This window comes from Ornithinibacillus sp. FSL M8-0202, from assembly GCF_037975285.1.
Classification (GTDB): Bacteria; Bacillota; Bacilli; order Bacillales; family Amphibacillaceae; genus Ornithinibacillus; species Ornithinibacillus massiliensis.
In genome coordinates this window covers 3,233,608-3,255,000 of record NZ_CP150248.1, presented here as the reverse complement: position 1 = coordinate 3,255,000, position 21,393 = coordinate 3,233,608, and the positions used below count along the sequence as shown (strand labels likewise).

15 protein-coding genes, 2 rRNA genes, 2 pseudogenes, 1 riboswitch and 1 other annotated feature (1 of these 21 only partly in view) are annotated in these 21,393 nt (G+C 38.8%); of the genes and pseudogenes, 9 read left to right on the top strand and 10 right to left on the bottom strand.

What is annotated here, in order from left to right:
• Together MKY78_RS16425 and MKY78_RS16420 are read right to left on the bottom strand one after the other, a co-directional pair.
• Positions 1–1,024: ribosomal RNA gene (locus tag MKY78_RS16425) — 23S ribosomal RNA — on the bottom strand; it reaches 1,899 nt to the left of the window's first position.
• 215 nt (positions 1,025–1,239) lie between these two features.
• Positions 1,240–2,801 (bottom strand): 16S ribosomal RNA (locus MKY78_RS16420).
• The 16S and 23S rRNA genes sit together here, the layout of an rRNA operon.
• A 606-nt stretch (positions 2,802–3,407) precedes the next feature.
• Between MKY78_RS16420 and MKY78_RS16415 the strand changes: the two genes are divergently transcribed.
• Positions 3,408–4,169, top strand: coding sequence for a hypothetical protein (locus MKY78_RS16415; protein WP_339214224.1), 762 nt, complete (start codon positions 3,408–3,410; stop codon positions 4,167–4,169).
• Positions 4,170–4,221: 52 nt separating this feature from the next.
• Here MKY78_RS16415 and leuS read toward each other — a convergent pair whose 3' ends face one another.
• Positions 4,222–6,633 carry a leucine--tRNA ligase gene (leuS, locus tag MKY78_RS16410; RefSeq protein WP_339214222.1) on the bottom strand — a complete coding sequence of 804 codons (2,412 nt, stop codon included), beginning with the start codon at positions 6,631–6,633 and terminating at the stop codon, positions 4,222–4,224.
• A 114-nt stretch (positions 6,634–6,747) separates the two neighbouring features.
• Positions 6,748–6,962: a binding site (T-box leader), on the bottom strand.
• Between the two features lie 170 nt (positions 6,963–7,132).
• Between leuS and MKY78_RS16405 the strand changes: the two genes are divergently transcribed.
• Both MKY78_RS16405 and MKY78_RS16400 read left to right on the top strand, forming a co-directional pair.
• A complete protein-coding gene (locus MKY78_RS16405) occupies positions 7,133–7,690 on the top strand; it encodes a class I SAM-dependent methyltransferase (RefSeq protein ID WP_339214221.1) in 558 nt (185 codons plus the stop codon).
• A gap of 17 nt (positions 7,691–7,707) precedes the next feature.
• A complete protein-coding gene (locus tag MKY78_RS16400; protein ID WP_339214219.1) occupies positions 7,708–8,238 on the top strand; it encodes a gamma carbonic anhydrase family protein in 531 nt (176 codons plus the stop codon).
• A gap of 43 nt (positions 8,239–8,281) precedes the next feature.
• Here the strand turns inward: MKY78_RS16400 and metK are convergent, their stop codons facing one another.
• Positions 8,282–9,478, bottom strand: a complete 1,197-nt coding sequence (metK, locus tag MKY78_RS16395; protein WP_339214217.1) for a methionine adenosyltransferase — start codon at positions 9,476–9,478, stop codon at positions 8,282–8,284.
• A 121-nt stretch (positions 9,479–9,599) separates the two neighbouring features.
• Positions 9,600–9,706: riboswitch (SAM riboswitch) on the bottom strand.
• A gap of 194 nt (positions 9,707–9,900) precedes the next feature.
• Between metK and pckA the strand changes: the two genes are divergently transcribed.
• The 4 genes from pckA to MKY78_RS16375 all read left to right on the top strand — a co-directional run bounded on the left by pckA (position 9,901) and on the right by MKY78_RS16375 (position 14,819).
• Positions 9,901–11,487, top strand: a complete 1,587-nt coding sequence (pckA, locus tag MKY78_RS16390) for a phosphoenolpyruvate carboxykinase (ATP) (RefSeq protein ID WP_339214215.1) — start codon at positions 9,901–9,903, stop codon at positions 11,485–11,487.
• A 718-nt stretch (positions 11,488–12,205) separates the two neighbouring features.
• On the top strand, positions 12,206–13,198 hold the full coding sequence (locus tag MKY78_RS16385; RefSeq protein WP_339214214.1) for an ABC transporter substrate-binding protein: 993 nt from the start codon (positions 12,206–12,208) through the stop codon (positions 13,196–13,198).
• 11 nt (positions 13,199–13,209) lie between these two features.
• A complete protein-coding gene (locus tag MKY78_RS16380; RefSeq protein ID WP_339214212.1) occupies positions 13,210–13,986 on the top strand; it encodes an ABC transporter ATP-binding protein in 777 nt (258 codons plus the stop codon).
• A 26-nt stretch (positions 13,987–14,012) separates the two neighbouring features.
• A complete protein-coding gene (locus MKY78_RS16375) occupies positions 14,013–14,819 on the top strand; it encodes an ABC transporter permease (protein WP_339214210.1) in 807 nt (268 codons plus the stop codon).
• Between the two features lie 214 nt (positions 14,820–15,033).
• On the opposite strand, the gene MKY78_RS16370 is transcribed toward MKY78_RS16375, so the two are convergent.
• From MKY78_RS16370 to ytkD, 3 genes are all read right to left on the bottom strand, one after another.
• Positions 15,034–15,789, bottom strand: coding sequence for an aminoglycoside phosphotransferase family protein (locus MKY78_RS16370; RefSeq protein ID WP_339214208.1), 756 nt, complete (start codon positions 15,787–15,789; stop codon positions 15,034–15,036).
• A gap of 162 nt (positions 15,790–15,951) precedes the next feature.
• Entirely contained in the window at positions 15,952–16,515 is a 564-nt protein-coding gene (locus MKY78_RS16365; RefSeq protein ID WP_339214207.1) for a DinB family protein, read from the bottom strand.
• Positions 16,516–16,633: 118 nt separating this feature from the next.
• Complete coding sequence (gene ytkD / locus MKY78_RS16360; RefSeq protein ID WP_339214205.1) at positions 16,634–17,098, bottom strand: RNA deprotection pyrophosphohydrolase; 465 nt, start codon at positions 17,096–17,098, stop codon at positions 16,634–16,636.
• A gap of 907 nt (positions 17,099–18,005) precedes the next feature.
• Between ytkD and MKY78_RS16355 the strand changes: the two genes are divergently transcribed.
• Together MKY78_RS16355 and MKY78_RS16350 are read left to right on the top strand one after the other, a co-directional pair.
• Positions 18,006–18,368, top strand: coding sequence for a hypothetical protein (locus tag MKY78_RS16355; RefSeq protein ID WP_339214203.1), 363 nt, complete (start codon positions 18,006–18,008; stop codon positions 18,366–18,368).
• A 75-nt stretch (positions 18,369–18,443) separates the two neighbouring features.
• Entirely contained in the window at positions 18,444–18,911 is a 468-nt protein-coding gene (locus tag MKY78_RS16350) for a hypothetical protein (protein WP_339214201.1), read from the top strand.
• 856 nt (positions 18,912–19,767) lie between these two features.
• On the opposite strand, the gene MKY78_RS16345 is transcribed toward MKY78_RS16350, so the two are convergent.
• From MKY78_RS16345 to MKY78_RS16335, 3 genes and pseudogenes are all read right to left on the bottom strand, one after another.
• Positions 19,768–20,568, bottom strand: coding sequence for an AAA family ATPase (locus tag MKY78_RS16345; RefSeq protein WP_339214199.1), 801 nt, complete (start codon positions 20,566–20,568; stop codon positions 19,768–19,770).
• Positions 20,561–20,911, bottom strand: a pseudogene (locus MKY78_RS16340) (Mu transposase C-terminal domain-containing protein); the annotation flags it as partial. The pseudogene MKY78_RS16340 and the gene MKY78_RS16345, both read right to left, overlap by 8 nt.
• Positions 20,912–20,929: 18 nt before the next feature.
• A pseudogene (locus MKY78_RS16335) lies at positions 20,930–21,268 on the bottom strand (UPF0236 family protein); the annotation flags it as partial.
• Positions 21,269–21,393: the final 125 nt, after the last annotated feature.

Here is a 21,393-nt window from a genome sequence, read left to right as displayed (position 1 = left end):
CCTTTCGTCTATGAACCTTATCACCCATAGACTGACTCCCAAGATAAAGTATCTGGCATTCGGAGTTTGACTGAATTCGGTAACCCGATGAGGGCCCCTAGTCCAATCAGTGCTCTACCTCCAGTACTCAACTCTTGAGGCTAGCCCTAAAGCTATTTCGGAGAGAACCAGCTATCTCCGTGTTCGATTGGCATTTCACCCCTACCCACACCTCATCCCCGCATTTTTCAACATACGTGGGTTCGGGCCTCCAGTCAGTGTTACCTGACCTTCACCCTGGACATGGGTAGATCACACGGTTTCGGGTCTACGACCGCATACTAATTCGCCCTATTCAGACTCGCTTTCGCTACGGCTCCGTGTCTTCCACTTAACCTCGCATACAATCGTAACTCGCCGGTCCATTCTACAAAAGGTACGCCGTCACACATTAACGTGCTCCGACTACTTGTAGGCACACGGTTTCAGGTTCTATTTCACTCCCCTTCCGGGGTGCTTTTCACCTTTCCCTCACGGTACTGGTTCACTATCGGTCACTAGGTAGTATTTAGCCTTGGGAGATGGTCCTCCCGGATTCCGACGGAATTTCACGTGTTCCGCCGTACTCAGGATACACTCCAGAGAGAATTCCTTTTCGATTACAGGGCTGTTACCTTCTGCGGCTTACCTTTCCAGGTATCTTCATCTAAGGAATTCCTTTGTAACTCCTGACATGGAGTGTCCTACAACCCCAAAAAGCAAGCTTTTTGGTTTGGGCTGTTTCCGTTTCGCTCGCCGCTACTCAGGAAATCGCATTTGCTTTCTCTTCCTCCGGGTAATGAGATGTTTCAGTTCCCCGGGTCTGCCTTCCATACCCTATGTATTCAGATATGGATACTGTTCCATTACGAACAGTGGGTTCCCCCATTCGGAAATCCTCGGATCGAAGTCTACTTACGACTCCCCGAGGCATATCGGTGTTAGTCCCGTCCTTCATCGGCTCCTAGTGCCAAGGCATCCACCGTGCGCCCTTATTCACTTAACTAATTATGAATAAGCGTTTCACTATATTAATAGCCTTGCTTTAAAGTTTGATGTCGTTGTTACTCTTATTTAGTTTTCAAGGTACACTTCCACAGGATGTGGTGGCTTCTGTGTTCGTCACAGGACGTGACGGGTTTTAACAGAAGTTCCTTGCTTTTTGAGGGTTTACTCCCTCAAAACTGAACCAAACAACCAGTATTCCGTTATATTCCTTAGAAAGGAGGTGATCCAGCCGCACCTTCCGATACGGCTACCTTGTTACGACTTCACCCCAATCATTGGTCCCACCTTAGGCGGCTGGCTCCAAAAGGTTACCTCACCGACTTCGGGTGTTACCAACTCTCGTGGTGTGACGGGCGGTGTGTACAAGGCCCGGGAACGTATTCACCGCGGCATGCTGATCCGCGATTACTAGCGATTCCGGCTTCATGCAGGCGAGTTGCAGCCTGCAATCCGAACTGAGAATGGTTTTATGGGATTTGCTCGACCTCGCGGTTTTGCTGCCCTTTGTACCATCCATTGTAGCACGTGTGTAGCCCAGGTCATAAGGGGCATGATGATTTGACGTCATCCCCACCTTCCTCCGGTTTGTCACCGGCAGTCTCCTTAGAGTGCCCAACTAAATGCTGGCAACTAAGAATAAGGGTTGCGCTCGTTGCGGGACTTAACCCAACATCTCACGACACGAGCTGACGACAACCATGCACCACCTGTCACTCTGTCCCCGAAGGGAAAGCCCTATCTCTAGGGTGGTCAGAGGATGTCAAGACCTGGTAAGGTTCTTCGCGTTGCTTCGAATTAAACCACATGCTCCACCGCTTGTGCGGGCCCCCGTCAATTCTTTTGAGTTTCAGCCTTGCGGCCGTACTCCCCAGGCGGAGTGCTTAATGCGTTAACTTCAGCACTAAGGGGCGGAAACCCCCTAACACCTAGCACTCATCGTTTACGGCGTGGACTACCAGGGTATCTAATCCTGTTCGCTCCCCACGCTTTCGCGCCTCAGCGTCAGTTACAGACCAGAGAGTCGCCTTCGCCACTGGTGTTCCTCCACATCTCTACGCATTTCACCGCTACACGTGGAATTCCACTCTCCTCTTCTGCACTCAAGTCCTCCAGTTTCCAATGACCCTCCACGGTTAAGCCGTGGGCTTTCACATCAGACTTAAAGGACCGCCTGCGCGCGCTTTACGCCCAATAATTCCGGACAACGCTTGCCCCCTACGTATTACCGCGGCTGCTGGCACGTAGTTAGCCGGGGCTTTCTGGTTAGGTACCGTCAAGGTACAATCAGTTACTATTGTACTTGTTCTTCCCTAACAACAGAGTTTTACAATCCGAAAACCTTCATCACTCACGCGGCGTTGCTCCGTCAGACTTTCGTCCATTGCGGAAGATTCCCTACTGCTGCCTCCCGTAGGAGTCTGGGCCGTGTCTCAGTCCCAGTGTGGCCGATCACCCTCTCAGGTCGGCTACGCATCGTCGCCTTGGTGAGCCGTTACCTCACCAACTAGCTAATGCGCCGCGGGCCCATCTGTAAGTGACAGCTTGCGCCGCCTTTCATCTTCAAACCATGTGGTTCGAAGTGTTATCCGGTATTAGCTCACGTTTCCGCGAGTTATCCCAGTCTTACAGGCAGGTTGCCCACGTGTTACTCACCCGTCCGCCGCTAGATCCATTAACGTCACCCCGAAGGGATCAGTTAATTTCACTCGCTCGACTTGCATGTATTAGGCACGCCGCCAGCGTTCGTCCTGAGCCAAGATCAAACTCTCCAAAAAAGTTTGTCTATGATTGACACCAATCAATCATAGGTAATTCTTAGCAAAGAAGCTGCTAGCTTCTGTAATTCTTTAATAGAAAAAACAGGGTGTGTTTCTTCTTAATTTACTGGTTGTTTTGTTCAGTTTTCAAGGAGCAAAATCTTTACGTCATCTCTTAGCGACAACTTTTATATCATATCACGCTATCAAGATTATGTCAACTAGTTTTTTAAAAACCTTAATGACTTCATCTAAGCGGTAAGTAATACTATATCACCGTCGTCATATTATGTCAACTAGTTTTTAAAACTTTAATGACTTCATCTAAACGGTAAGTAACACTATATCACCAGCATCAGATTATGTCAACTAGTTTTTTAATATTTCTTCCATGTTTATATCATTAAAAGACATGACATTATTTCCAAACAGTAAATTACATATTACACCCCTTTGGAATACTAGTCAATATTAAATCGAAGAATTACATTACCATATTTTAGTAATATGGAATAACCAAATTTATTATATTCAACTACGCCCCATTAAGTTCCATCGTATAGCATTTGACTATTTTACAAACGCTATCCTTACCTACCAAATAAAATGATGAAGGAGTGACCCATGAAAAAGTTAGCCTACCCACTATTAGTATTCATAATTTTGTTCATCTTGGGAGCTTATTCCATAAATGCAGCAGAATATGATACTAAATCAGAACTCCACGTGATTAAGACTTATGAAGAAGATGTGACAGGTAATGGTTTAAAGGAAGTAATCGAATTAAAGGGGATTTTATTTTCACCTGATTCGAATTATTACCGAGATATTGTAGCAGTTATTACATCAAGCGAGAATCATGTTTGGGAAATCCCGTACATGGGAGGGTATAATCCAACACTTAAGTTTATTGATTTAAACCATGACAAGGTAAATGATATCTATTTTCAAAGTTCCACCGGAGGAAGTGGTGGATTGTACCAGTACCATCTGCATACCTTAATTCATAACAAACTAACAGAATTACCACTACCAGAACAACCTTTTGTAAAAGGAGGATTCCTCGATAGCTTTAAAGTAGAGATAACCATTTCACCTAACACGAAACCAACTATTGTAAATGTACAGGATAGAAAAGAAGAGTATATACGCCTAGGCATCTATAGTGAAGAAGGAAAAGTTATAAAGAAAACTTCTGCAGTGGTTGATCCAATAGCTTTTTTTGAGCCTAAATTTATTAGTAAAAGCAAAGGCTATGGATTAAAGAGTTATCAACAAGTAAGTGGCGCAAATCGTGCTGACCAGTTAGGAACTGTCGAGTCATTGTGGTACTACGATAGAGATAAATGGATTTTGCTTCAAACAAAATGGATGCCAAGTAATTAATAGATACAAAAAAGGCTCCTAATAGAGAATATCCTGTTAGGAGCCTTTCACATTAATTTGCTACTATATTAACTAATTTTCCTGGTACTACAACCACTTTTCTAATTGTCTTTCCAGCAATCCATTCTTGAATTCCTTCATCTTCTAAAGCCAGTTTCTCTAGTTCATCTTTAGAGATATCTTTAGCCACTTGAAGTTTCGCACGAACTTTACCCATGACTTGAACAACAATTTCCACTTCATCTTCAACCAATTTAGATTCATCATAAGTTGGCCAAGCTTCATAACTAATTGTTCCTTCATGACCTAGGCGACTCCAAAGCTCTTCGGCAAGGTGAGGTGCTACTGGAGATAGTAGTTTGACAAATCCTTCTACATATTCTTTAGGAAGCTTCTCAGATTTATATCCCTCATTAATAAATACCATCATTTGAGAAATACCAGTATTGAAATGTAGATTCTCAAAATCTTCGGTAACCTTTTTCACTGTTTCATGGTATACCTTTTCTAGTTCTGAACCAGCACCGTCAACGATTTTACTAGAAAGACCGCCATTATCATCAATAAATAGACGCCATACACGATCTAGGAAACGACGCGCTCCATCAAGTCCATTTGTAGACCATGCGACTGAGGCTTCTAGCGGTCCCATGAACATTTCATAAAGGCGAAGGGTATCTGCGCCATGAGATGAAATAATATCATCTGGATTTACTACATTCCCTTTTGATTTACTCATTTTCTCATTACCTTCACCAAGAATCATCCCTTGGTTGAAGAGCTTCATAAATGGTTCTTTAGTTGGAACGACACCGATATCGTATAGGAATTTATGCCAAAAACGTGCATATAGTAAGTGAAGTACCGCATGCTCTGCCCCACCGATATAAATATCCACTGGCAGCCATTTTTTCAATAGTTCTGGATCTGCTAGTTTTTCACTATTATTCGGATCAATGTAGCGTAGGAAATACCAGCAGCTCCCAGCCCATTGTGGCATTGTATTTGTCTCACGACGACCTTTTTTACCTGTCACAGGGTCTACCACATTCACCCAGTCACTATTAGCAAGTGGCGATTCCCCAGTTCCGGATGGTTTTATTTCCGTCATAACTGGAAGCTCTAGAGGCAATTCCTCTTCTGGAACGGTAGTCATTGTTCCATCTTCCCAATGAATAACTGGAATTGGTTCACCCCAATAACGTTGTCTAGAGAATAACCAATCACGAAGGCGGTATGTTACTTTCTTTTCCCCTACCCCCTTCTCTTCAAGCCATTCAATCATGTTAGAAATTGCTTCTTCTTTATTTAGATCATTTAGAAAATCTGAGTTTACGTGCTTTCCATCTCCTGTATAGGCTTCCTTCGAAATATCCCCACCTGCTACTACCTCTCTTATCGGTAACTTAAATTTAGTAGCAAATTCGTAATCTCGTTCATCATGTGCAGGAACAGCCATGATTGCACCAGTACCATAGGACATTAGCACATAATCTGCGATCCAAATTGGCATTTTCTCTTGATTCACAGGATTAATAGCATATGCACCGCTAAATACACCTGTTTTATCCTTAGCTAAATCTGTTCTTTCAAGGTCCGACTTCGTTTGAACGTTCGCCAAATATTGTTGAACTGCTTGTTCTTGATCAGGAGAAGTAATTTTCGATACTAACGGGTGTTCTGGTGCAAGAACAGCATAGGTTGCGCCAAACAACGTATCAGGTCTTGTAGTAAACACTGTAAATGTCTCGTCATGTCCTTCTATATGAAACGTAACTTCTGCACCTTCCGATCGACCAATCCAATTACGCTGCATGTCTTTAATGCTTTCTGGCCAATCCACCTCATCTAAATCTTCTAGAAGTCTATCGGCATATGCTGTAATTTTCAACATCCATTGTTTCATTGGCTTACGAATTACGGGGTGTCCACCACGTTCACTTTTCCCATCAATAACCTCTTCATTAGCAAGAACGGTCCCAAGAGCCGGACACCAATTCACTGCTACTTCATCGATATAAGCCAGACCTTTTTCATAAAGTTTTGTAAAGATCCATTGCGTCCACTTGTAATAATTTGGGTCTGTTGTACTAATTTCTCGATCCCAATCATAAGAGAAACCAAGTTCTTGAATCTGTCTTTTGAAGGTATTGATATTCTGTTGTGTAAATTCTGCTGGGCTATTACCGGTATCTAATGCATATTGTTCAGCAGGAAGCCCAAATGCATCCCACCCCATTGGATGAAGAACCTCATAGCCTTGCATACGCTTCATTCGAGAAATAATGTCTGTAGCAGTGTATCCTTCTGGGTGTCCAACATGAAGTCCAGCTCCAGATGGATATGGGAACATGTCTAATGCATAAAATTTCTTTTTGTCTGTTTTCGTGTTCGTCTTAAAGGTTTTGTTCTCTAGCCAATATTTCTGCCATTTCTTTTCAATTTCATGATGATGAAAACTCATTACTTTTCCTCCTTTTATTGTGGGCTTTCGTATATTCTTCAGTTACAATCTTAGAAAATGCAAATATAACATCATCTAATAAACCGAATAAATAAAAAAAGCCCCTCATCCCTATAAAGGGACGAGAAGCTGTATTTCCCGCGGTACCACCCAAATTAACGAATTCATTCGTTCACTCGTATCCTTAACGCGGATTAACGGCAGGAACTACTTCGGTTCACTCCTGCAGCATTAAAGGCGAGTTCGCAACTTCTCAGGGACAATTCACACCAACCATTGTCTCTCTTAGCCTGAGTACCATTACTACTACTCCTTCGCATCGCATTTCCATATTTACATAGAATTTTAATGAATACTATTAGCTTTGTCAAGATATTCCTTTTTTATTATAGTAATAGGTGAACTATTACAAACTAATTACATGGCATATAAGTTTTTAAAATTATTTTTACATGCTATTCTAAACACAGACTCAATTTATGCATAAGGGGACCCGAGGATGAAAAGCATTTTAAACTACTCACATCATTTATTAGAAGAAATCATTTCTCCTGGAGAGACCGTTATTGATGCAACATGTGGTAACGGAAATGATACATTATTTTTAAGTAAGCTAGTAGGAGACACCGGAGAAGTTATTGCCTTAGATATTCAAGAACAAGCTATTGATAATACCGATCGATTATTAATGGAGCACAACTGTGCCAACGTATCACTTGTATTAGACAGTCATGAGAATATTGGTGATTACTTATTTCATGACATTGAAATAGGTGGTGCTATCTTTAACTTAGGCTACTTACCGAAAAGTGATAAGTCTATCATTACAAAAGGAGAGTCCACCGTAAAAGCTATTGATACCATTTTAAAATACCTTAAGAAAAATGGTCGAATTATTTTAGTCGTATACTATGGACATGAAGGCGGGCAAGAAGAAAAAAACACGATTCTAAAGCATGTCATTTCCCTGGATCAAAAACAATATAGTGTACTGCAATATGGATTTATTAATCAAAAGAATAATCCGCCATTTATCATAGCAATACAAAAAAAATAGTCAAGGAGGGGTTTTTAGTGATTCATCATTATCAAAACATCGCACCTAAGATTCATCCGACCGTTTTTATTGCAAAGGACGCAGTAGTAATTGGAGATGTAACAATTGAAGAAGAAACTAGTATTTGGTTTAAAACTGTTATCCGAGGAGACGTTGCTCCAACTAGAATAGGTAAACGAGTTAGTATTCAAGATTTATCTATGCTACATCAAAGTCCTAATAATCCTCTTATCATTGAAGATGATGTTACTGTAGGACACCAAGTTACCCTTCATTCATCCATAATACGAAAAAATGCTTTAATCGGTATGGGATCGATTATCTTAGACGGGGCAGAAATTGGGGAACATGCTTTTGTTGGTGCGGGAAGTCTAGTTCCACCTGGCAAAAAAATTCCACCTCATACATTAGTTATGGGACGCCCTGCTAAAGTAGTTCGCGAACTAACGGACACGGATTATCAAGAGATGGAACGAGTTCGCAAATCCTATGTTGAAAAAGGACATTATTATAAGTATCATACTGATTTAGGGCTTGATTTTTCCTAATAGCAAAGGCTTAGAACACTGGGTTCTAAGCCTTTTAAATACATTATTTAACTTGTGCTAATAACGCGTCTACTTTATCGGTTTTTTCCCAAGGAAATTCTACATCTGTTCTACCGAAATGACCATATGCTGCAGTTTGCTTATAGATAGGTCTTTGTAGATCTAGCATGCGGATAATTCCAGCCGGACGTAAATCAAATATATTGCGAACAGCATTAACTAATACCTCTTCGCTTACTACTCCGGTACCAAACGTATTAATGGAAATGGAAACCGGTTCTGCAACACCGATTGCATATGCAAGCTGAACTTCACATGAATCAGCTAATTTAGCAGCTACAATATTTTTCGCAACATAACGAGCGGCATAAGCAGCTGAACGGTCTACTTTTGTAGGATCCTTCCCACTAAAAGCACCCCCACCATGACGTGCATAGCCACCATACGTATCGACAATTATTTTTCTACCAGTTAAACCTGCATCCCCTTGTGGACCTCCAATAACGAATCTTCCAGTCGGGTTAATAAAGTATTTCGTTTCATCATCTAATAATTCTGCAGGTACTACTGGCTTAATGACGTGCTCGATCAAGTCTTTTTCAATCTGTTCTAATGTAACGCTTTGTGAATGCTGTGTAGAAATGACAATCGTATCAACTCTTACCGGTTGATCCTTTTCATCGTATTCAACGGTTACTTGAGTTTTTCCATCTGGACGAAGATAAGCGAGCGTATTGTCTTTTCTAACATCACTTAGCCGTTTAGAAAGTTGATGCGCTAGAGAAATTGGTAACGGCATTAATTCTTTTGTTTCGTTACATGCAAAACCAAACATCAATCCTTGGTCCCCTGCTCCGATTGCATCAATTTCACTTTCTGTCATTTTTCCAAGACGTGCTTCTAACGCTTGGTTTACCCCGCTTGCGATATCTGGTGATTGCTCATCAATAGCAGTTAGAACTGCACAAGTATCAGCATCAAATCCATATTTCGCACGAGTGTAACCGATATCTTTAACGGTTTGTCTAACAACCTGTGGGATATCAACATAGGTTGATGTGGTAATCTCTCCAGCAACTAGTACTAATCCTGTTGTTACGGTCGTTTCACACGCAACCCTAGCTAGCGGGTCCTTTTTTAAAATTTCATCTAAAATTGCATCGGAAATTTGGTCACATATTTTATCTGGATGACCTTCTGTTACTGACTCAGAAGTAAATAATCGACGATTCTTAGCCATTTGGCTAAATCCTCCCTCTATTTCTTTGTTACGGAACTCAAATATCTATCAGATAGTATATCCTTAATCAATAAAAAAAGCCTTTCCTTCTTACATGAGGAAAGGGTTTACTAGCCTTTCGCTCTTATTGTTCAAGGAATTTTCCTTGCTTCAGGTTAGCACCTTTTCACAAATGTGATGGTTGCCGGGTTTCATCGGGTCTGTCCCTCCACCAACTCTGAATAAGAGAGTATCCGCTCTATTGTAGATTAACTGAAGCTATTGTCCTATGTCAACTGTATAATACACTGTCACGTAATTTTAATAAAATAATACAATAAAAACAATAAATAGTATGGACTATTAATTTAAATGTGTTATACTAATAATTAATTTCAGGAAATAAATGTATTGAATCTCATAAATAAAGGTAGGTAATTTTAATGAATACAGTAATGAAAACCTCATTATTGGAAGAACTTCTGTCCCAGCAAACTACAAAGAAAAACTTATCTGTTGCTAGATTAGTTGAAAAAGTCCTTTCACGAAATGAAGGGGTCTTATCAAATACAGGAGCTGTACTCGCTACTACTGGTAAATATACTGGCCGTTCCCCAGAGGATAAGTTCATTGTAAAGGATTCCATATCCGAAAGTAAAGTAGACTGGGGTACTGTAAATCAACCTATTGAAGAAAAAGTATTTGAATCCTTATATGCAAAAGTTATGGAGCACCTAAAGCAAAAAGATGAAGTATTTGTATTTGATGGATTTGCTGGAGCTGATCACAACTATCAATTACCAATTCAAGTAATCAACGAATTTGCTTGGCATAATTTATTTGCGAAACAATTATTCATTCGTCCAACAGAGGAGCAATTAGCAAATCATCAAGCAGAATTTACTGTAATTTCTGCTCCAACCTTTAAGGCTGATCCGAGTGTTGATGGTACTAACTCAGAAGCGTTTATCATGGTGTCGTTCAAGCACAAAGTTATCTTAATCGGTGGAACAGAGTATGCAGGTGAAATCAAAAAGTCCATCTTCTCTATCATGAACTTTTTATTACCAGAGCAAAACATTTTATCTATGCATTGCTCAGCAAACGTAGGTAATGAGGGGGATGTTGCTTTATTCTTCGGTTTATCTGGAACTGGAAAAACAACATTATCAGCTGATCCTTACCGGAAGCTAATCGGTGATGATGAACATGCCTGGAGTTCTAGTGGTGTATTTAATATAGAAGGTGGCTGTTATGCAAAGTGTATCAACCTATCGGAAGAAAAGGAACCACAAATATACAACGCCATTAAGTTTGGTTCTGTATTAGAGAATGTAGTGTTAGATGAAGAAACACGTATCCCTAATTTCGATAATACTTCCTTAACAGAAAATACTAGAGCTGCCTATCCATTAGAACATATAGATAATATAGTAAATCCAAGCATTGCAGGACATCCGAATACGATTGTATTCCTAACTGCTGATGCATCTGGTACGCTACCACCTATTAGTAAACTAACAAAAGAACAAGCAATGTATCATTTCTTAAGTGGATATACTAGTAAACTAGCTGGAACAGAACGTGGTGTAACAGAACCACAAGCAACATTTTCAGCTTGCTTTGGAGCACCTTTCCTTCCATTATCGCCTGCAACTTATGCAACGATGCTAGGTGAAAAAATTGATTTATATAATACAAATGTATTCCTAATTAATACTGGATGGACTGGTGGATCTTATGGTGTAGGAAATCGAATTAAGCTCTCATACACTCGTGCAATGGTTCATGCTGCATTAGAAGGAGAACTAAATAACGTCGAAACAATTAAAGATGAAATATTTGGCTTGGAAATCCCTGCTCATGTTGCTGGTGTTCCTGATGAATTACTTATTCCAAGAAATACATGGGAAGACAAACAAGCATATGACGAAACAGCAAGAAATCTAGCTAAGAAGTTCCATGATAATTTCAAAAAATTTACTCATGTTAGCCCAGAAATTGCTGCAGCAGGACCTAATTTTAAATAACACTATCTTGTCCTCATCCCAAGAGGGTTTATATACTAATTCTTATACAGGCAGAAAGGATGTTACCTTTCCTATTTGCCTAACGTAAAACCGACCTTACTTTTAGAGGTCGGTTTTTTCTACTTATGTTGGTGATTCCACCCACTCCCGGGCGAGAGGTTCTTCGATTCGCGAGCTGCTCACTCAGAACGCGCGGGGACTTCTTTTTCGCGCGACTCTTTCTTCATTTCGCGCGGGACTTCTTATTTTTCGCGCGAGGTTCCTTCTGTCGCGCGATTTCTTCTTATTGTCGCGCGATTTTTCCTCCGGGTCGCGCGATTTTCCTCTTCTGCCGCGCGATTTTTCCTCCGGGTCGCGCGATTTCTCCCCTTTCTCGCGCGAAGCTTACTTCTGTCGCGCGATTTTCCTCTTCTGCCGCGCGATTTTCCTGCCGGGTCGCGCGATTTCTCCTCTTTCTCGCGCGAAACTTTCTCTTGCCGCTCGCGAGCTCTCCCTAATCGCGCGAAGTCTACTCCGACGACCGTGCGCGAGAACCTCTCCTCTCGCGTCCCCCCTGCAAGACATATTAAAACTAGGCATTCACACATTTTTCATTTAAAGCATACTATGTGGTTGAAGTACTCCACTTGAGAACGACTATTCAAACTTTATTACAAATCGGGAAGATATACTTTCCTTTTTGCAAAAAAAATTTTCGAAATGGAAAGGGTCGTAAAGAATGAGAAAAATGAAGATTATTGGGGTTATATTATGTTTTACACTTCTTTTCCTTTCTGCTTGTGTTTCTAGCGAAAATACTACTATTAAATTAGGAGAGGTTACCCGTTCACTGTTCTATGCACCTCAATATGTAGCAATTGAGAAAGGATTTTTTGAAGAGGAAGGATTAGATGTAGAGCTTCAAACACTTTGGGGTGGAGATAAAACGATGACAGGCTTATTATCAGATGGAATTGATGTTGCATTAGTCGGATCAGAAACATCTATCTATGTTTATGCGCAGGATTCCAATGATTTCGCAGTCAACTTTGCTCAGCTTACTCAAACAGATGGGACATTCTTAGTAGCAAAAGAAGCACATTCTGATTTTAAATGGGAAGATTTAAAGGGTTCTAATTTTCTTGGACAACGTAAAGGTGGAATGCCGCAGATGGTCGGCGAATTTGTACTAAAGCAGCATGGAATAGATCCACATAACGATTTAAGCTTACATCAAAATATTGATTTTGCGAATATTCCAGGTGCGTTCCTATCGGGAGACTATGAATATGTACAGCTATTTGAACCAACTGCCAGTGTAATGGAAAAAGAAGGAAATGGCCATGTCATCGCATCCTTTGGTGAAGAATCGGGTCATGTACCATACACTGTTTTTATGGCTAAGCAGAGTTATTTAGTTGATAACAAAGAAAACATTGAAAAATTCACTAGAGCGATATATAAAGCACAACAATGGGTACAGGAAACAGATTCTGCAGAAATTGCTGAGACCATTCAATCCTATTTTGAAGATGTAGATTTAGATATATTAACTTCCTCGATTGAGCGCTATAAGAGCCAAGGATCGTTCGCGACAGACCCAATCTTAGATGAGGAAGAATGGAATAACTTAACGAACATCATGGAAGAGGCAGGAGAATTACCAGATGGCGAAATTTCTTATGAAGAGCTAGTAAATACAGAAATTGCAGAGGACGTCATCAATCAATAAGGAGGGAAAACATGTCCTTTCTAACCTTAGAAAATGTCACCCACCACTATTTCACAAAGAATGACTATACCAAAGCACTAGAAGATATTTCTTTTTCAGTAAAAGAGGGAGAGTTTATCTCCTTACTAGGGCCAAGTGGCTGTGGTAAATCCACCATTCTTTCTATCGTTTCGGGGATATTGAAACATACGTCTGGTAAAGTACTTTTAAATAATAAAGCCATTGATGAATCTGAATTAGCTATTGGTTATATGTTACAGCAAGATTATTTATTTCCTTGGAAAACGATTTTAGATAACGTATTAATCGGTCCGACCATTCAGCGAAGGGCGAATGAATACGTAAAGGAAAAAGCAATCGAGCTTTTACACGAGGTTGGTTTAAATAATGTGGAAAATCAATACCCCTCATCCCTTTCTGGTGGAATGAGGCAGCGTGTTGCACTCGTCAGAACATTAATTACGGATCCAAAAATTCTACTATTAGATGAACCCTTTTCAGCTCTAGATTTCCAAACGAAGCTAAAATTAGAAGACCTTGTTTACAAACTATTACACGCCTACCATAAGACAGCCATATTAGTAACCCACGATATTGGGGAAGCGATAGCGATGAGTGATCGCATAATCGTTATGAGTGCAAATCCAGGTAAAATTGCTAAAACCTTTGAAGTACCAATTGAACTTCGAAATGAAATGCCATTTTTAGTTCGTAAACACCCTAAGTACCAATCTATATTCGATAAAGTTTGGGAGGAGTTAAACAAAAATGAAACGCAAACCGTTTAACCCTTCAACAGAAAGGGGATATTACCATGTCCCATCATGAAGACCAGCAATTATTTGAAACGCATAAGCAAAAACTCCTACGAGAGAAACGTATTGTATTCATTTGGCAAGCTCTTATTTTAATTGGTTTTTTTGGCCTTTGGGAGCTTGCTAGTAGAATGAGATGGATTGACCCGTTATTATTCAGCTCACCAACAAGAGTATTCAATCTATTAGTCGAAAAACTTTCAGATGGCTCGATGATTTCACATACGTATGTCACGTTATTTGAAACGTTACTAGGCTTTATGATTGGTACAGTACTCGGTATAATACTTGCATCATTGTTATGGTCATCTACCCGATTTTCAAAAATTATGGATCCTTATTTAGTAATTTTAAATGCCATGCCTAAAGTCGCCTTAGGGCCCATCATTATTGTCGCTTTAGGGCCAGGTTATGTATCGATTATTGCCATGGGAGCTATCATTTCCGTTATTATTACAACGATTGTTGTCTACACCGGATTTAGAGAAGTTGATCCAAACTATGAGAAAGTACTAAAAAGCTTCGGTGCAACCCGTTGGCAATGCTTTAAATCAGCTGTATTTCCAGCAAATCTTCCCGTCATGATTTCAACGTTAAAAGTAAATGTTGGGCTATCCTGGGTCGGGGTTATCGTAGGAGAGTTTCTTGTTTCCAAAGAGGGATTAGGCTATTTGATTGTATATGGCTTCCAAGTCTTTGACTTTACTTTAGTCATGGCAGCATTAATTCTAATTGCTATCTTTGCGGCAATCATGTATAAGGTCGTTGAAAGAATGGAACGTTGGTTGATTAAGCATACGACATAGTAGAAATTAACGTAACTCTATAGGAATGACTACTTGAACTAAACATCTCCCATCCGATGGCTGGTGAGACTCCTCGCTAATTAAAGGAGGTCTCACCGAAGCTATCTCTAATAAGCGTACATATATTTTCTCGGTTAAAATGTCCGATTAACCAGGAGCTAATCTATTTACATAACCTTTCTACCGGATCTCGAGTTACCTAGACTATTATAGTTTACGTACAATAGTCTTGAACTATCTGTAATAACCTACTCGAATCTTCTGTCGGTACAAATTCTGCTAATCTCGCTCCCGCTATAATCGGGGCCCATTCTAATATATCGTTCTTGTTGATGCCGCTTTTTTCAGTATAAAGATTTAAATATTCCTCAGCAATTTCTGGGTAATGCTGTGAATACAGTAGATAGGTACGGTAGACATCCGCACGAACATCACCAACACTAGCATCCACCCAATCTATAATTGCAATATGATGACCTGTCTGGATAAGATTAAAAACATGTAAATCGCCGTGACACAATCTATTTTCATAAGACATTTGATTCATTTTTTCGATAAGACATGCTTTTTGCTTTTTATTTAACATCTCAGCAGCTTCAATTTGACGCGTTAATTTTAACGTCATTAGCTCTATGGAGTCTGTTTTAACCGAATGAATCTTCCGTTGTATATCAACTGCGATATTTAAATAATCTCTAGCATCATGCATATTAGCTAACATCAGCTCCCCTAATGTAGAGCCATGTACATACTCCATTATAATGGCTGGGCTCCCCTCGAATGAAGTAACTTCTATCACCTTAGGTACTGGTAAGCCACTAGAATAGGCGACTTCTTGCTTAGCCGCTTCATATTTCGCTTCACTTTCCGGTAAGTACGCATGAAAGACTTTAACTATTTGATTATTGCGTACATAAATCGTAGCGGTATTACCTTCTGCAATCTTGGTAAGCTGTTCGATTTTCCTCACTCCTCTAATATCTCTCTTTTATAGGAAACAATACGGTCGAGCTAATCATGTTGTGACTCAAACTCCGAGCTATGTCCAATTCAATAAGATCATGTTTTGAACAGCATAATAGTACGTCCTGATTTCGCATCGGATATTTTTCTGCCACCATTACTCCCGACTTCACTTAGTGATCTGCTGTCTCGCTTGTATGTACCCTTCCGTTAAACTAAAGTGATGTTGTTCATGAATTGCCAGTAAATGAACACTTTGAATAACGTTTGGATAATGTGCAACTGGATCTGGATAGCGAATGTGGCCTGCAACTGGTTCCTCTAATTCGGCTACTAAATTCTTAAATTTATTCGTCTCGTTTATAAGTAACTGTTGAATATCGAGAAGTGTGTATGTTTGATTAAGGTTTTTTGGTGGTGTTAATACATAAGGAGCTTTCATAGAACCTTTTTTCTTCTGAGTATATTCTACATAAATATTATGTATTGAAGTTTGGTAAGGGTGATGTTTACGTATTCTAGCAAGCGGTTTGGCAAGGGGGAGATAAATGGTGGAAAACCTTCTAACTAACCTCACCATTAGATATACATGATATAACGTTTCTCCAACCGACCATTTATCTGGTAACGGACGCTTCCATAATCCAAAGTTAGACTTGGAGACCGATTGATAAAAAATCACTCTTTGCTTTTCTACTAGATTAAAGTAGTTTTCTATATAAGTACTGTTCAAAAATCACACACACCTTTTCGGTTATTTTTATTATATACTACCAAAACAGGCACGGATAGTCATACTTTTCAAGCAAGAAACACCTCCTCTGCAGGAGGTGTCGTACGGCCATTAGAAATTAATTCCTAGAAATTCTCTTTAAACAATACGTTAAAACGTCATCCTTCATAATAAAACTGTATTTCTTATTTGTTTTCACTTTTTTAGGAATTTCTGATAGAAGGACAGGGCCTTCTGTTTCATAATACGTATCTTGCTCTACCAAGGTATCAACTTCAGCATAATAAACATTCTTAATCACATGCTCCGCTTTACCTGCAACATGATATTGTCCAATATACTGTAGTTGTTTAATAATTCCACCAGTCTCTTCCATTACCTCCCGATATGCCGCATCTTCAGCACTTTCTCCTTCTTCTACCTTTCCACCTGGAAATTCCAAACCTCGGTCCTTATGTTTCGTTAATAGCCATTTCCCCTTAAAACGACAAATGACCCATACATGCTTTGGTTCCTTCGAAAAGGGGTGGTCAAGAAAAGATAATCGTATCTCATTATGATAAAAATCTCGAAATGTTAACATATGTCAGCTACCTTTTACTCTTCATCATAGATGTGTTATTTTTGTGATCTTCCATTCTTGGTCTAGAAACGTAAACTCTAATTCAATACCGTATTCACCGTACAATTCGGATTGATTGTCTTGCGTAACCAAGAACGTATTCCTATCTAATTGTACCACATCGTATCCATTCTGTTTATCGAACCATGGTGATCTATGGCAGTCAATTTTTCCTCTTCTTCTTGGTCAACACCCACTGAGATGGTCTATTTTTGGTTTCTTCATCAATCTTTTCTAACCACTTCCAAAATACGACTATATGACCGAATTCACCTTTTTTATCTTACCGCCTGCATCCTGATTTGTTTAAAATTAGCATATTCACCTGGCTCTAGTAGCGCCTCTATATGCCTTTCCTGTAAACCAATTTACAGCATCTGCATTTGTCCAAGGCTTTCGCAAGGAATAACATCCTTCTCTAATTTTTCAATGATTCTATTCGTTACCAATTTGTAAACATCTAGTTTTATCATCTTTTTCACTCCTTAGAAATTTTGTCTTCTGTATGGCCATTAGTTCCCAAAAGGGAATTATTTTTCCTCTTTTGTTGGGAGTATGAACTCGTGAAGCGTGCGAACGATACCATGTAAAAGGCAAAAGGGCGAAAATACAACAAGAAAGCAGACAAAAGTCTGCTATCCGTTTATTAAATATACTGGATGTTATTATAGATTCGTTATATTTGTAATTTTTATACATTTGGGTCTTTTGGCTCATTTACTATTTATCCCAAATTATGGTAGTTTTGGTGTAACAACTAGGGCGAAACACAATAAATTATTTAGATAAAGGGGTTATTGTTTAAGAAAAGGAATTAAGAAAGAAAAGAATTATTCTGTTATACATTTTTATTATCCATAAAGGGAGGATGAGATATAAAAGTAAAACAGCCTCCGGTCATTTTTATTTAGTTGACTCCGGTGAAACTGTTGCTGAATACGGTATGGATGTAACATTTTTTTATGATACTAGTCTTAATGCTGTTGGTGTGAAAGGAAGTAATACCTGGACTCTAAGTAAAAAATCTGGTTGGAAAGTAGACGACTGGGATTATACTGATACAATTTCGAATCAATATGTGGCTCAAGTAGGTATTTTTGGTTTATCTAAGGATAATAGACATAATAATACCGCGGAAATAAGGGTATATTGTGATCATTATGGAAATATAACGTTAGACATCTTTGATAATCATATAGGTCCTTATTACTGTTGTAATGTTGGCTGGTAATAAGGACCTTTTTTATTTTTTTCATAAATATTTTTTTAAAGGCGTATATTATTTTTCCGAGCTAGGAGTGATGCAGTGATTAGGTCTTCCCTCATTTTTCTGATACTAATTTTATTATTTGGTCTTTCGGCTTGCGTCTCACAAGATAAAGATTCTTCCACAATTACTAGTCCTTCTGAAAAAACAAATAAGCAAGGAAAGGAAAATAGTGAGATAACTATTGATAATATTGAACTATCTAATGAGATATCGAGAGCTTTTGGTATCGAAAGAAAATCATATATTCTAACAGATATTGAAGACATGGAAGATAAATTGGATGAATTATATGAAGACAGTAGTCAAATTTATCAACTTATCTTAGATGCACTTTATAATAATGATAATGAATATGAAAGAGCATCTACTACAGTCATTTTAATTAATAAAAACTTGAAAGAAGTAGTTTTAGGGTTTAAAAGTAAAAATAACGAAAAAATAGGAACTTTTATACGTCTAGATGGTAACGAAGAATGGCAAACTTTTGAGATAATTGAAGACTGACATTTAATCGTAGTAATGGGTTCCAAAAGTAAGGGTGTTTAATTATTAAGTCCTTATTATGTTCATAATGCTCCCAAAATATAGTTCAAAGCTGTTTTTTACTAAACAGATTTTATCAAGGGTGCGATGCCCTAAAATAAGATACAAAAGCAAAAGAAAATAAGTAGGCAATGGTTATCATTGTCTAATAGGTGCTTTAGTTTAACAAGATAATATAAATAATACGGTTTTAAATTACAAGTTTGGTTAATAAAGGTAACTTAGTATAGAACATTTTTTTAATGTCTATTTAATGGAGTTCCAGTAACTGTAAAAAGAGTATATAACTTTATTATGATATCGATCTGGATTGAGAACGGTACTGTGCGTTAGAAACGTATTTTAGTATAGAAATATTTTTATATCTAACAGTGATATTGGAAAACAACTAAAAAGAAATCTTGATGTATCTAATGTTGTAAACGGGCACATTATTTCAGCACCCCATTTCCGAATTTGTTCAGCGAGAAATCTGAAATAATGTGCTAATTTTTCCAAGTTATTTCGGAATATGAAAAACTCTAGTCATAATAATCCAGTTTCAAACTCAAAAAGAGAACCCTAAAAAGGGTCCTCAACTTTCATGAAATGTTCTAACTCAACTCTTACTTTATAAACTTCCTTCATATGGAGTACTACTTTTATCTCTCCTCCTAAGGTGACAAACCAATCAAAGTCCTTTTCAAGCATTGCGTTAAAATACTGCCTTTGATCAACAGTTCAAAGGAATATCCTTGTTGTAACCAGTAATCCTGGTGTCCAATCCATAACCTCCATTCATGCTCTTCATGATTAAAAACAATGATTCCATCTGTCATCATATACCACTATCTTCAATTGCTAAGCGTACTACTTCTTCATTGATTTGTTCTTTCTTTAATTGAGCTCCGAATAGTAAGCTATTTATCGTTAACGTATTAATGACACGTGGCCACCCCTGAGATCTCAGGGCAATTGCCCCTAACGCGGTTTCGGTAAAGATAGGCATTTTTGCTCCTGCTAACTTCAGATGGTGTGCGATATACTTAGATATTTCTTCTTTCGCAAGAGGCTGCATCTCATATTTCATTATCAATCGCTGGGCTAAAGGGCGATGATGATTAATAGACAAACGTGTCTTTAGGTGTGGAAGTCCAGCTAAAACCAAGATAAACGGATTCGTTGAATCCATTTGAAAGTTAAAAAGAATGGCTAAATCCTGTAAAAAAGCATCTTTGGCCATATGCATCTCATCAAGTATAAATACAGGGGTAACTTTTCGTTCATTCGCCATTCGTTCAATCCCTTGTTGAATTTGACGAAATAAATCTACTTTGCGAAATGTAGGTTCTTCTCCAAGGCCATAAACTAAACCACGATAAAAGTCCATAACTCCTCCTGTTGAAAGAGGGAAATAAACAACATGATACAAAGAAGGATTAAGGGATTCTTTGAAAGAACGCAAAGTAAATGTTTTACCTGCACCTGGATCTCCGATAAGAAGGCCCATCCCTTTTGATCTTTTTAGGTAATCCAGTGCTCCAAGAGCACCTTGATAATCTGTTGATGAAAAAGCATCATCTGCACGTAAATCTTTCGAAAAGGGGGTTTGTGCCAAGGAATAAAAAGTCTTATACATCATCATTTCCCTCCATTTCTTCTGTTATGGTAAAGGGAGAACGAACTCGTTTCACGTGGGCATTGTCTTTCATAGATACAGGTACTGCCTCAGCGATTTTTTGATCATCCTCAAACACAAAAATACCCTTCTCATCAAAACGGACATCGATAGATTGTCCAATAAAACGTGGAGGCACTTCATAAAGTTGTCTGTTTAAAGTTATCGTACTATCAGCCTTGACCTTTCGATGTTCTCTCTTCAGAAAGATTGTATCTAAAATCGCTGTATTTTCTAAGAAGGTCATATTATCTAATTGTGCTTGATAAACCTCATGTGGAGTCTTTCCATCTAAAGAAGCATGGATGCCCAGGAGCTTTTCCATTGCTTTCCCAGCCTGTCGATAGGACACGCCTGTCACAGCCAGTTCCATCGCTAAATCCTGTACGACAGGACTCATCCCTTTCGCACCATCAAATGCTAAGTATTGATCCAATAAATACACATACTTTCCGGATTCTCTATCTTGGTAATAATTTCTTTCCAGTTCCACTTGTCCAAAAACGGATTCGAATTTTAATGTGCGTTTATCTTTTAAATAATATCTCTTCTTATCCCTGCCTAAAGCAATAGCTTCGTCTAATTCTATGAGTGTTTCAGCCATGACTTGAGAGAAGCTCTCCTGTAAAGCACGGTATGTAATAGTTTCTAATTCTTTCATTGTACTGTAGATATGATATCTTTTATATAGGATCCTCTTTCTGTAGTTTTTGTGTCGAAACTTAACTATACAAAAGTAGGATCCTTTTTTCATGGAAAATGCTTTTTATACTACCGCGCTCCGCT

Bases quoted from the DNA above. Each gene is read 5' to 3' on its own strand.
- MKY78_RS16415 (WP_339214224.1), top strand. From the start codon at position 3,408: ATGAAAAAGTTAGCCTACCCACTATTAGTATTCATAATTTTGTTCATC.
- leuS (WP_339214222.1), bottom strand. From the start codon at position 6,633: ATGAGTTTTCATCATCATGAAATTGAAAAGAAATGGCAGAAATATTGG.
- MKY78_RS16405 (WP_339214221.1), top strand. From the start codon at position 7,133: ATGAAAAGCATTTTAAACTACTCACATCATTTATTAGAAGAAATCATT.
- metK (WP_339214217.1), bottom strand. From the start codon at position 9,478: ATGGCTAAGAATCGTCGATTATTTACTTCTGAGTCAGTAACAGAAGGT.
- pckA (WP_339214215.1), top strand. From the start codon at position 9,901: ATGAATACAGTAATGAAAACCTCATTATTGGAAGAACTTCTGTCCCAG.
- MKY78_RS16385 (WP_339214214.1), top strand. From the start codon at position 12,206: ATGAGAAAAATGAAGATTATTGGGGTTATATTATGTTTTACACTTCTT.
- MKY78_RS16380 (WP_339214212.1), top strand. From the start codon at position 13,210: ATGTCCTTTCTAACCTTAGAAAATGTCACCCACCACTATTTCACAAAG.
- MKY78_RS16375 (WP_339214210.1), top strand. From the start codon at position 14,013: ATGTCCCATCATGAAGACCAGCAATTATTTGAAACGCATAAGCAAAAA.
- ytkD (WP_339214205.1), bottom strand. From the start codon at position 17,098: ATGTTAACATTTCGAGATTTTTATCATAATGAGATACGATTATCTTTT.
- MKY78_RS16355 (WP_339214203.1), top strand. From the start codon at position 18,006: ATGAGATATAAAAGTAAAACAGCCTCCGGTCATTTTTATTTAGTTGAC.
- MKY78_RS16345 (WP_339214199.1), bottom strand. From the start codon at position 20,568: ATGTATAAGACTTTTTATTCCTTGGCACAAACCCCCTTTTCGAAAGAT.